This window comes from Sporosarcina sp. Marseille-Q4063 (genome assembly GCF_018309085.1).
Classification (GTDB): domain Bacteria; phylum Bacillota; class Bacilli; order Bacillales_A; family Planococcaceae; genus Sporosarcina.
On the sequence record NZ_CP070502.1, the window covers coordinates 507,409 to 520,492 of the forward strand.

A 13,084-nucleotide genomic window follows, 5' to 3' on the forward strand; every position below is an offset into this window, starting at 1 on the left:
GGAAAGTATATCCACCGAGCCACCACTTTAAAGCGGCCGGTAAGATTTCCGATCCCATTAAGCCCGATTCGTTCAACCATCATTCAAAAATTACCCGCGAATGAAGTATCCCTACTGTTACCGTAGCAGAAAAAAGGTGAAAAAAAACATGAGGTCTGTCAGAGACCCCATGAAAATTTATCGACTTATGTAAACATTGTCATATACCATTCGACAAGGTCAGCCCCCCAGAAATAACAAAGGATAGCCCCAATCGCAATGGAAGGTCCAAAAGGCACAGGCGTTTTTCTTCCCTTACCCGCTCTCCTCAAAATAATAATGCCGATAATCGAACCGATAAACGCGGCCACAAACAGCGTCAGTAACGTATTGACAGTACCGAGAACTAAACCGATGACAAAAAACAATTTTATATCCCCGCCGCCCATTCCACCTTTCGACACGACCGCGATGAAATACAGCACCCCGAAACCGACTACAGCGCCCAACAAGGCGTCCCACCACGGCGTTAAAGGGATTAGTATCCGGCACACCAACAACACGATAGCGAACGGTAGAAGCACTTTGTCGGGAATAAGCATATAAGCAATATCAGATACCGTAATAATGACAAAAAGAGACAAAAATAATATCGCGACAACTAATTCCAGACTAAATCCAAGCTGAAAATAAGCCAACGCGAATAAAGCACCAGTCACAAATTCCATAAATGGATAAATGAAACTAATCTTCGTATTACATCCCCTACACTTTCCTTTCAAGAAGATGTAGGAAAAAACCGGAACAAGGTCAAGTACCCCAAGATTCCGGTTACAATTCGTGCAATGCGACGGCGGTGAAACAATGGATTCTTTCTTCGGAACTCGCAAACCAACAACGTTGAAAAACGATCCGAAGACAATGCCATATATGAAAAATAAAAGCCCAATAACAATGTCCATTTAATCCCCCATATCCTCAGAGAAAAACGTCGTAAGCTGCACAGTTACATCCAGCCGTTTATCTGGTTCTTCTTGTGCCAATTCAAGTTCACCAGGTTGATAGAAATTCACTTCATCAATTCGAACGACCCGATCAAGACCTTCGATTTCATGTAAAAACTTAAGTAGGTGATCATAATCCAACACCTTTAAATCGATTTTCAGAGAGATAAGCTTTAATTCTTCTGGCAATAAACTGATATCGATTGGCGTAATTGGTTTTACAAGATCGACTTCTGTTTTCTCTTCGTCTGATTCAGTTTCTTTTTCTTCAACATCAGATTCAGTTTCATCCACTTCTTCCGTAGACTCCTCTTCCTTCTCTTCAACTTCTGGAGTCGTAATCGTTTGTGATACTTCCGCATCATAATTATTAAACGAAATCGAAACAATTTTAGACTCACTCATCAATTCAACTTCTTGAATCGTATGCAGCAAATTATCCAATTCACGACTGACAGGAAGTTTTTTTCGCAAGTCATATTCATTGGCATCGTCTGTTTCGACGACACTTAACACAGCCACTTGATTTTCCAATTCGCTATTCTCGATTTTCAATCCTTGAATCGCATATTTAATCCGTGTTTCTTCTTCTCCTTTAGGAAGAATTATATAATAATAAGCGACGCCTATTAAAAGAAAAGCGATTAACCCCACCAGCGCAACTAACCCTTTATTTTCACCCGTTTGTTTCATTCCGCGACACCGCCTGTCCGTATATAGTACGGATCGATCACAACCGTCAATTCATTCGCAAAGCGTTCGACCTTCTCGAAGCTTTCCGTCTGTTCGTCCTCTTCCGCATTACTTGGAGCCGGGTCAAACGTATAAATTTGTTCAACTTTCACATCTTGGAAATAAGGACTGCTAGATAAATCGCTGACATACGCAACAACTTCAGCCAACGTTTCAAAATCGACTGCAAATTTTATCGTACTCTCAGAAAAAACATAGTTTCGTAAATATGTATTTTCATTCACGTATTTATTAACTTCAATAAGCAGTGGAGATACAGGATAGGACACACTTTCAACAAACTCCACCGAAGTTGCAAGATCAATTTTTACTGGTGTGTCTAAAACGATAATCGACGATTCCAATTCCGCTTTTTCCACTTGCAATTGTTGCTCCTCGCTTTGAAGCGATTTAATCGTTTTATTCAATGAAATGTATTGAAATGAAAGGTAAATCACCAGTAACACAAAAGCTACCGCCAGTATAATGGTGAGCCAACGCCTACCAGGTGAAGGTCTGTCAATATGCGGAAGCAGGTTAATCTCAGGAGCCAAGTGAATCTTCCTCCTTCAATGAAAGACCAATCAACGCGACATGTTTTCGATTCAATTCTTTATAATGCTGTCGAACGAAAGCATCATCAACGATTTCAACGGGCATATCAGTAGTACCTTCCAATTGCTCTTTAATATAGGGCATCTCCGGGTTTTCACCAACAAGGACAATTTGATCAACAGACTTTTCGCCTTTATGAAACGAAAATCGGTAAAAGTTCAAAATCCGTTCCACTTCTAACACTTGTTCAGATAAAGACATCTTATATTCTTCAATTTCACCATCATATGTAAATACATTAATATCCAATAAGTCAGGCGCATATTTCCAACTCCGGTTCGGCGTTTCTACTGAATGATACCGAAGAAAATCCACGTTTTCATTTGAATAAATGCTAATCGATAATGCATTTATTGACCAATCAGCGACTAAATATGTATTTTCGGAATTGAAATAATCAATCGTTTTTAAAAATCGAATGATGGACAGCATGCGAACATCCAATATTTTGGGATTTAGATTAATATCATGATAAAGTTGCATAACTTTAACGACTTCCTCTGATGAAGAAGCATAGATAACCGCCTCCCCGTCCCCTTCTTCATGGTCATAAACATCAAGCAGCGGATTTTCGAAAGGCAAATGAATGGTGCGGCCTAATTCCATTTCAACATACCCTTTTAATTCGTTTGACGTCAATTCTTTCGGGTGATCAAATGTTCGCATCATGACGGAATGATCCGGAACGAAAAAGCGCAAGTCGTGCCTTGAAATATTCCAATCTTTTACGAGACTTTTAAGAATCTCAAAAAACGTGAGTTCATCGACGAGAACTTCATCAACGATAACCCCAGGTGGTAGCGCATATTCATATACTTTTGCCGTTTCTAAATCGCTATCTTGAGTAATGAGACCACGAATGACATAATCATTCATTTCAATCGCAACGACTCTATTTTTATTTCTACGAAACACTTTGTTGGCCCCCTTAAAAGAAACAATCAATTCATTTATCATCGAAGGAAACGAATGGGTCGTTTGCTTTGATGGTAAATGAAAAGAAAGACTACAGCAGCGGTGGGCTGCTGTAGGTTCGTTAATATTAATTAGCTGGTACTGTTCCTTCATTATTTAGAAGTTTATTAAGGTTTGCTTCATCAGTTTTACCTAATACAATCCCGGAATTATACTTACTGTTGCTAATATTTGCGAATCGTGAATATGATACTGACCAATCGTTGCCTACCCGTTCAGCAGAATAAGTGATATCAACCGTTCCATCCTTTTCCGGAATCCCCTGAACAAAACCTTTCAAAGCTGCTTGATTACACGTTGTAGTAATCACTTTCTCGGTTCCAACAGTAGCTTCTGTATCTTTACAAGCACCGTCAACAACTGCAATTTTTGCTCCGGAAAGTATATTAGATGCTTCTGCCAAAACCGCTTTATCTTTCGTGTTTGCAATTACCTTTCCGATCGCCGGCACTGCAATAACTGCAATAATTGCTAGAATAACAATAACTGCTAATAGCTCAATAAGCGTCAAACCTTTTTCGTTATTAAGTTGTTTCTTCATATTCTTAAACATTTCATTACCCCCACATTTTCTTAGTTTTTAGTACGTATTAATAAAAGCGGTCACTCAACTCTTTTCATCACCTCCTTAAAACTGAATTACTTGTTAGATTTGCTCATACAAGCTGAACATTGGAACCATTATTGCGAGGACGATTGTTCCGACAATTGCCGCTAAAAAGACAATCATTAATGGCTCGATTAAAGATTTTAACGTGTCAACCGTCCGGTCCACGTCATCCTCGTAAAATTCTGCAATTTTTTCTAACATATAATCAAGTGAACCTGTTTGTTCACCAATTGCCGTCATTTGTGTTACAAGTGGTGGAAATAACCAACTTTTTTCGAGCGGTGCTGACAATGTGCTTCCTTGTTCTAAACTAGCTCTAGATTCCAAAACTACTTTTCCAATCACAGGATTACCAATTACTTTTTCAACAATTGTTAGTGCGTTTAATATCGGCACCGAACTGCTAAATAAAGAAGATAAGGTCCGAGTCATTCGTGCAATGGCTGATTTTTGAAACAGTTTTCCGAAAATCGGCATTTTCAACATGAAATAATGAACCTTGTAATGAAACGAATTGTTATTCTTAAATAAATAATTAAAGCCAAATACAGAAACTAATATAAGAAGTAATAATAACCACCAAAATCCTTGCACAAACTCACTAATCCCCATGACAAAAATTGTTATTAACGGTAATTCTGCACCAAAGTCTTCAAACATTGCTATAAAAGTCGGTACAATCGTTAACATCAGAAAAATAACTACAGCAATCGTAATAACGAATAAGACTAGTGGATACATCATTGTCGATTGAATCTTCTTTGTTAACGCGTGCTGTTTCTCGTAATAGAATGCGAGCCGATCTAAAGTTTCATCTAAGTTTCCTGTCAATTCACCAGCCCGGATCATATTAACGAAAAGCGGTGGAAAGACTTTACTTTCTTTTGCTGCTGCATCTGAAAATGATGTACCCGATCGAACGTCTTCTTCTACCGCGAATAACGCTTTTTTCAACATCTTACTTGTTGATTGATCCGCTAATATTTTGGTAGATTCAACAAGCGTAACGCCTGCACGGATAAGTGTCGCAAATTGTCTGCAATAGATGACAAAGTCTTCGTTTTTAACTTTACCGCCAAGTGAAATTTGCGCGTGCAAAAGGCTTGTCGACTCCGCAATTTCCCTAGGATTTATGCCTTGTCTTCGAAGTTTTGCAACTGCAGCGGCTTCTGTATCGGCAGAAACGACACCTTTTTTGAATGCACCTGTCGATGTTCGTCCGCTATATTTGAAAACTGTTGACATTAATAATCACCTTCAGTCAAAAACTCTTTCGCTTCACTGTAATTAATGATGCCGTTTGTAATCAGTTGTTGAATGGAAACTTCTAAGGTATGCATGCCTAAGCTTCGACTTGTTTGAATAACGTTTTGAATTTGATGCACTTTTTCTGATCGTATTAAATTCGCAATGGCAGCTGTTTGAATTAAAATTTCTGTTGCTGCTACCCGGCCACTTCCGTTTTTATTGATGAATAATCTTTGTGAAACAACCCCTTGCAAGACGTTTGCAAGTTGTATTCGAACTTGGCTTTGTTGATGGGGTGGAAAGACGTCGATGATTCGGTCAATGGTTGTTGCCGCACTGCTTGTATGCAAGGTTGCTAATACTAAGTGACCTGTTTCAGCAGCTGTTATAGCTGTTGAAATCGTTTCAAGGTCTCGCATTTCACCGACAAGTATAATTTCTGGATCTTGTCGAAGTGCTGCACGTAGTCCATTGGCAAAGGTGTTTGTATCTACTCCGACTTCACGTTGGTTGACGATTGACATTTTATGTTGATGTATATATTCAATCGGGTCTTCCAATGTAATGATATGTCGAGCCGTATTTGTATTAATATAATCAATCATGGATGCGAGCGTTGTCGTTTTTCCGGAACCAGTAGGACCAGTCACTAAGATGAGTCCTTGCGGTTTATTCGCTAAATCATAGAGAATGGCCGGCATTCCCAATTTTTCAAAAGATGGAATTTCTGAAGGAATTCGACGGGCTGCAATTGAAATTTCGCCTCGTTGATGAAACGCATTGACACGGAAACGGCAGATGTCGCCGAGTGCGTAGTTAAAATCGGTTTCACCTTTCTCTTCAAATTCATCGGCCTTAGCTTTTGGTATAATCTTTTTCGCCATTTTTTCTAAATCCGGGGTTGAGAAAACCCGTTCATCCAATTGGCGAAGCTGCCCATCAATCCGATAAACTGCTGGAATCCCTTCAGAAAGGTGCAAGTCCGATGCGCCTTCTTCATTCGCTCTTTCTAACAATTTGTCAATTGTGTTTGGCATATCATCACATCCTTTATTCTGATGTCGCTACGCGTAATACTTCTTCGATAGTAGTTAGACCAGCTGCTACTTTATCTAAGCCGTCTTCGACAAGCGTATTATACCCTTGGCTTTTTGCGTATTCACGAATAACACCAGGGTTTTCTTTATTCAAAATTTGCGTTTTAATCTTGTCGTCAATCGATAAAATTTCGTGAATTGCGAGTCGACCGCGGTAACCGGTGTCGTTACATGAAGGACAACCTTTCCCCTCACTAATCGTCTCCATCGTCACGCCGTATGCTTCGAAAAATTTAGTTTCATGTTCAAGTGGTGCCCGCTCAACCTTACAATCACGACATACTTGTCGAACAAGTCGTTGCGCCATGATTCCAAGTAAGGAAGAAGACAATAGGAATGTTTCGATTCCCATATCGATTAATCTTGAAATGGATTCAATAGCGTTGTTCGTATGTAATGTACTTAAGACTAGATGCCCAGTTAATGAAGAACGAATGGCAATTTGAGCCGTTTCAATATCCCGAATTTCACCGACCATAATGACATCGGGGTCTTGACGAAGTATGGAGCGTAAACCAACCGCGAAAGTTAAACCGACTTCTTCACGGACTTGAATTTGGTTAATCCCTTCAAGTTGATATTCTACCGGATCCTCTACCGTGATAATATTTACTTCTTCATCGTTCAAGTAATTCAATCCGGCATATAACGTAGAGGACTTACCTGATCCGGTAGGCCCTGTTATTAATATAATGCCGTTCGGTTTTTCCAGCATGGAATGAAAAAGCTTGTAGTTCCTATCAGAAAATCCGAGTCGATCCAAATCATTTAAGGCATTGCCAAGGTCGAGGATTCGCATAACAATTTTTTCACCGTAAATGGTCGGCAAAGTTGAAAGACGTATATCAATCGGTCGGTGATTAACGACTGTTTTTATTCGACCATCTTGCGGAACTCTGTTTTCGGTTATATTCAAATTCCCCATTATTTTTACACGGGCAATAATTATGTTTTGCATGTTTTTCGGAACCGAGCGGTCGTTTCGTAAAACTCCATCTACTCTGTAACGAATCTTCAATTCTGTATCTTGCGGATCGAAGTGAATATCACTTGCCTGTTGCGCTACGCCGCTTGCGATAATTTGGTTGACGAGACGTACAATCGGCGAGTCATCATCTGTTATTTGCGTATCATCTTCCTGAACCGATGGCATATTATCCTGAATGACTTCATCCATTGATTCTTGCAGGTCATAATACTTTGTAATCGCCCGAAAAATATCATCCTTTGCGGCAATGCTCGTTTCAATTTGATAACCAGTAGCCATTCGAACTTCTTCGATGATGAAATAATCCATTGGATCTCCCATGGCAATTAATAATTTATTGCCATTTTTTCGGACCGGCATAATATTTGCACGTTTCGCTAATTCTTTCGGGACGATATGCGTCAGTTCCGGGTCAATCGTTTGTTGGCTCAAATGGATACGCGGAATTCCGAGTTGCATTTCAAGAATCTGTATTAACTGCTGTTCTGTTATAAGTTTTTGTTTTATTAAATAATCACCAATTTTTTCCTCTCGGCTTTTATCGTTCAATGCTTTTACTAATTGCTGTTCTGAAATAATATTCGATTCAATTAGCAAGTCGCCAAGTCGTTTCCGTGTGGCACGTTTCACATGAAGTACCTCCACTTCTTTATTTTTCGTCGGAAGTAATTAAGTTTCCGCCTTTATCGTATTCAGCGCTTTCATCTGCTTTAGCATCTTTATCACTTGTTTTCCCTTCGGTACCTGTTTTTTCTTCAGTGTCTGATTTCACTTCGTCGTTGGTCGTCTCTTTCGAAGGACTCTCATCTGAATTCTTATCATCCGTTGTGGAATCAGTTGACTCTTCGTTTGTCGTTGTTTCTACTGGCGCCGCCGAAGATACTAAAACCACCCTGTTCTTAGGTGGATAAAAGTCACGACTAACGAGTACATCATCTTCGAATGAAGAATTCAATTCAGAAATTTTTCTAAAGACTTGAATGCGCAAACCATCTTTACCTTCTTCTACTACCTTTTCTTGTCCCATCGCTAATTCAGGTGAAAGTCTGTAAATTGTTCTAGGTTTGACATGCTCTTTATCAGAAACATAATAGGTAATCTCGTATTTCGATTTAAATGAGTGCAATTCGACGGCTAACTTGCCTCCCTTAAGCGATGCAGAAATCATGAATGGCGTTTCAGTTTTGTTAAGGAATTTGAAATCCAGAGTTCTTGCCTGATTTACCTTCGCTTCAATACCGGGCTGTAAATATTTCGGCATAGCATTTTGAGAATGCCTTTCTAGTATTGTTAAGTCAGTTTGCAAGACTGCGCTGTACAAAGTAGATGCAACAAAATCGGCTGTTTCTTCACTATAGAACTCATCTACTTCTCCTAACATTGTTAGGAATGAGAATTGTTCATCATTGACGATTGTCGTATCATTCAGTGCTTCGGCTATTGCTTTAATGCCTGTCCCATCCACAGAAACGTCTTGAATTTCAAAGGAGATTCGTTCTAGATTATCTATGGAAAGTTCTACTTCTGTTGCTTCGACAGAACCCGCATTTAATAATTGTGCGTGTTCCATGATCGAATTAACTGTTTCATCCACATAAAATAAAGGCGCTTCTTTCAGTAACTCATGAATGTTTTCATCGATGACAACTTCAATTGGCAGTTGGGTACTTTTAGTATCTTCCCAAAACTTATACCAAGGCGTTTCTGTTAATGCTATAAACCGATCTACTGTTTTATTAATATCAAATGTAAAGTAAGAGCCAGGCACACTAATTTTTGCAGTGGTACCTTCAACGATCACATCATTACTTTTCCATTTCTCAACTTCAGAAGCTACTTGCGCTTGGATTGCCGCTTTCTTCGTTTCCGTAATTTCAATTCCCGCAATCGTAGCATTTGAAGAACCATCTCTAGCGGATGCTTGCAAGCCCGGACTAACCATTTGATAGATTAGAAATATAATGGCGACTAAACATAATATGGGTAAAAAGGACTTTATTTTCAATGATAAACCCCCTCAATTCGATAGTTTTATCGAATAAATTACTAATTTATCTATTAAATAAGTTTATTCTTACAGGGAATGATTTCCTCATTTTTAGTTTATACAATGGTATAGTAAAAAGCAACTAGATTTAATAAAATGTATTAGAAACCGGGAACTTGTACCTCGATACGTGGTACTCTTCTCACTGAAAACAACCAAAAAATAGCGCGCACGAAGTGACTTTATCACTTTGTACACGCTATTTTTTAATATATAAGCACTAACACCCATCAAGAATCGATAATATTAGACATCGGCCTTTAATTAAACTCTAGCACCCCTAGCTTCACTGTCATTATAAACGCCAACCAAATTTCGACCCGATTGTTTTCCGCCAATATAAAGCGCACGATCTGCATTACGAAGTAAATCTTTTGCATTTTCAGCATCTTCCGGGGCAGTGGCAACACCTAAACTTATCGTTATATTGACGTCAATCGATTTTCTATCGATAGGTTCTTCTTCTGTTAGATCTGGTGTAATTACGAAATTTGTTCTTTCCACTTCAACACGAATTTCCTCTGCAAGTTCTGAGGCTTCTTCTTTTGTGGTATTCGGTAACACGAAAACAAATTCTTCCCCACCGTATCTTGCCAACGTTGTGTTAGTTGTTTTAAAGTTTTTGAGCAAGTCGGCCAGGCTGACTAAGATGACATTGCCACATTCGTGTCCATACGTATCATTAATTTTTTTAAAATGATCGATATCCAACATAATGACAGAAAGGCTTGATAACTTCCCTTCATGAAGTTCATTCATATTTTCTTCTAGTTTAGGTTCTAAATAGGAAAAGTTATGCAGTTTCGTTAACCCGCATCGCTCACCTTTCTCGATTGTACTTTCATAAAATCGAGCTTTTTCCAATGAAATTGCAAAAAAGCCTGTCAAAATATCAATGAGATTCAAACTCTCTGGTTGGAACATGTTTTTACGAAAAGAAGTTAGAATGAGAAAGCCTTCTGTAACCTCATTACGAATAATCGGAGCTGTTAAAACACTTCGAATGGTACCGATAAATTCAATAGTCGTTAATGTTTTTATATCTTTTTCATTAAAATAAATCCTTGTAAAAAAAGCATCCAGACCGTCATCAGCCTTTTTAATATCGTGAAATAAAAGGCCTTTTACCTCTTTCGTTATACCATTCGGTCCGTTGCCCATTAGAGGCACAAAATTAATACCGCCACGAAGATCTACCACATACGCGTTATCATACGGAACTACATCTTTTAATTTCACAAGAAATGTTTCAATAACTTCGTCGAATAATAATCGGTCAGCGAGTTCATGTCCAATTTCAGAAGCACTTGATAGCTGGTCTTTCACTGTTGTGGAACTGTTAAACATTCTTAATATGAACAAAACAATTACGAAAGGAATCCCGATGAGTAGAAGCGATTTATTGCTGAGATGCTCATTTAAGAAGTATAGTGCAATTCCGAACGGCACCATGATTATTGTTGACATATAATCCCATAGAGCACCTTTCGAAGTCAAAGAGAAAATATGTGAATTGAAATGAAAATAGACCTTCAACAATACATTATTGATAAGCGAATATGAAATTGCATAAATCAGTCCGAAATAAAATACTTTAGAAAAATCCATCGACCCAATGGTGCCACCCAAAGCATGGTAAATTGTCCCGCTTAAAAGTGATGTAAATGCAAAAATCGTAGAATTCACTAAAAACTTATGCGTAATAGGCAATGTGCTTTTTTCCGTGAAAAGTATAACTAACATAGCCATTTGTATAAAAACTATTTCGATGAAGAGTCCATACTGTAAGAAGATTGTCAATGTAATCCAGCGTTCCAATGAAATTGTCATGTTTTGAAATTGAATTGGGAGTAACATCGTTAAAAACATGATTGAAAATAAGATTACAATATTCATCCAATCAAGTTCTCTTGCAGGGAAATAAGTTTTGGCTAAAAAGAAGGAAGCTGGAACGACAAGCAGCCAAATAAAGAACATGATTATCTGCTGTTTTCTAGAAACATCCACCGTCATTCCCTTCCTTCCTTTTTCTATTTAATATAACCAGCAACACGATTTCGTCCGGCTTGTTTCGCGCCTAGATAAAGTGAACGGTCCGCATTGCATAACAAAACTTTTGCTTCATCAGCATCCTCAGGCGCATTCGATACGCCTATGCTTACAGTAATCGATATCAGGACTGGTGCACTTTGATTATTCAGGCTTGGGTACACTTGAAATGCATAACTTTCAATTTCAGAACGAATTTGTTCTGCAAATATCTTTGCATCGTACTTGGACATTCCTGGAAGTATTAAAACGAACTCTTCTCCCCCGTACCTCCCGACGATTCCTGTTTGAGGAACATGTTTCTTTAAAATCCGAGCAAGCGTCTGAAGTACTTCATTCCCGCTTTGATGGCCATACGTATCATTAACCGCTTTAAAATGATCAATATCCAACATTAATACCGATAGTTCATCTATTAATCCTTCATTTACAAGTTTCATCTCGTATTCTAGTCGGTCTTCCAAAAACCCAAAGTTATATAGTTTGGTAAGTGCGCAACGTTCACTTTTAATTACCTTTTCTTCGACGTTGCGCGCTTTCTCCACGGACACCGTGAAATATGAACAAAGAATGTCTAAAATTTGAAGATGATATTCCTTAAATGCCGATCTTCTTTGCGTTGAAAGAAAAAGCACCGTTTCAATGTTTTGATCACGTGAAATTGGTAAACAAAGAACACTTTGCATTTGATCAGGGGCATAATCTTTAGAGTCTTTCTCCCACTCATCTCGCTTCGAATAAATAATAGGTTTATTCCACATGAGAACTGATCCCGCGATACCTTGTCCAGGTGAAAGTCGATTAAAAATAACTTCAACGAATGCTCCTTTTTCATAGGAACGCACTAATTCTAACCAACCATCTTGATGATTGAATAAATATGCATATTCTGCATTAAACATTTCCGAAACCTTTTCAATAAATTGATCAACGACCTTTTTTTCAGTTACATTATTTGAGAGTTGGTGGCCTATTTCACCAGCCTGTTGTAAATTACGATTGATTTCTTCTGTATTGCTATAAATTCGGAGCATATACGTCATTATTAAAAAGGGGACGCCAAGTAGAAAAACCGCTCCAAATCCAACGTATTCTGTTAAAAAATATAAAGTTAATGAGACAGGGATTACACCAAAACCTGAAGCATAGTCCGATAATATTTTGTTCGATAAATAATTGGAAGGGGTCGATTTTATATATGAATAGAGCTTTAATAACAAATCCCTAATAAACGAATGGGAAAATTGATAACAAAAAAAAACTAAAATAACTGGCCAAAACTCCATCATACCTATTTCACCGCCAACTAGGTGAAATACATTTGCACTAATCATTGATAAAGTGAAAAATAGTGCAGAGTTAAGAAAAAATCGACTTAACATTGTATACGTATTACCAGACGTTAACAAAAAAGCAAGCACAGATAGTTGCATCACGATAATTTCAGCCATTATCCCATATTTCAAGAACACGGGTATTGTTACCCACATGACCAGAAAAAGAGGTTGTCCACCTTTTTTTATTGGATATAACAGCGTGATAAAACCAAACGCTATGTATATGAATAGATGTATCCAATTGATTTCATGAAGATTGTAATTTGATAATAGATAAATCAGCCCAGGCGGAACTATGACTAACCACACAATAAAAGCCCATAAAGTAGTTCTATTATATATTTTCATCATAATTCACCTCTCATAACTTAGTATCTACTATCTCGCTGAATATACTGAAATC

At 38.1% G+C, this 13,084-nt stretch carries 11 protein-coding genes; all 11 read right to left on the minus strand.

Going from position 1 to position 13,084, the window contains the following annotated elements; all coding sequences use genetic code 11:
* Positions 1-185: 185 nt before the first annotated feature.
* Positions 186-941 (minus strand): prepilin peptidase, encoded by a 756-nt coding sequence (locus JSQ81_RS02615; protein ID WP_212606188.1) that lies wholly within the window; start codon positions 939-941, stop codon positions 186-188.
* Entirely contained in the window at positions 942-1,676 is a 735-nt protein-coding gene (locus tag JSQ81_RS02620) for a hypothetical protein (protein WP_212606189.1), read from the minus strand. It abuts the gene before it with no gap.
* The gene (locus JSQ81_RS02625) at positions 1,673-2,269 is read right to left on the minus strand and encodes a PilN domain-containing protein (protein WP_212606190.1); all 597 of its coding nucleotides are present in this window, start codon (positions 2,267-2,269) and stop codon (positions 1,673-1,675) included. The genes JSQ81_RS02620 and JSQ81_RS02625 overlap by 4 nt, the downstream gene beginning before the upstream one ends.
* Positions 2,259-3,245 (minus strand): type IV pilus biogenesis protein PilM, encoded by a 987-nt coding sequence (gene pilM / locus JSQ81_RS02630; protein ID WP_212606191.1) that lies wholly within the window; start codon positions 3,243-3,245, stop codon positions 2,259-2,261. The genes JSQ81_RS02625 and pilM overlap by 11 nt, the downstream gene beginning before the upstream one ends.
* A 127-nt stretch (positions 3,246-3,372) precedes the next feature.
* Positions 3,373-3,858 (minus strand): prepilin-type N-terminal cleavage/methylation domain-containing protein, encoded by a 486-nt coding sequence (locus JSQ81_RS02635; protein ID WP_212606192.1) that lies wholly within the window; start codon positions 3,856-3,858, stop codon positions 3,373-3,375.
* 93 nt (positions 3,859-3,951) lie between these two features.
* Entirely contained in the window at positions 3,952-5,160 is a 1,209-nt protein-coding gene (locus tag JSQ81_RS02640) for a type II secretion system F family protein (protein ID WP_212606193.1), read from the minus strand.
* On the minus strand, positions 5,160-6,200 hold the full coding sequence (locus tag JSQ81_RS02645; protein WP_212606194.1) for a type IV pilus twitching motility protein PilT: 1,041 nt from the start codon (positions 6,198-6,200) through the stop codon (positions 5,160-5,162). The genes JSQ81_RS02640 and JSQ81_RS02645 overlap by 1 nt, the downstream gene beginning before the upstream one ends.
* A 13-nt stretch (positions 6,201-6,213) precedes the next feature.
* Entirely contained in the window at positions 6,214-7,878 is a 1,665-nt protein-coding gene (locus JSQ81_RS02650; RefSeq protein WP_212606195.1) for a GspE/PulE family protein, read from the minus strand.
* 19 nt (positions 7,879-7,897) lie between these two features.
* Positions 7,898-9,253, minus strand: coding sequence for a VanW family protein (locus JSQ81_RS02655; protein ID WP_212606196.1), 1,356 nt, complete (start codon positions 9,251-9,253; stop codon positions 7,898-7,900).
* Positions 9,254-9,559: 306 nt separating this feature from the next.
* Positions 9,560-11,308, minus strand: coding sequence for a sensor domain-containing diguanylate cyclase (locus JSQ81_RS02660; protein WP_212606197.1), 1,749 nt, complete (start codon positions 11,306-11,308; stop codon positions 9,560-9,562).
* A gap of 17 nt (positions 11,309-11,325) precedes the next feature.
* Positions 11,326-13,032, minus strand: coding sequence for a sensor domain-containing diguanylate cyclase (locus JSQ81_RS02665; RefSeq protein WP_212606198.1), 1,707 nt, complete (start codon positions 13,030-13,032; stop codon positions 11,326-11,328).
* Positions 13,033-13,084: the final 52 nt, after the last annotated feature.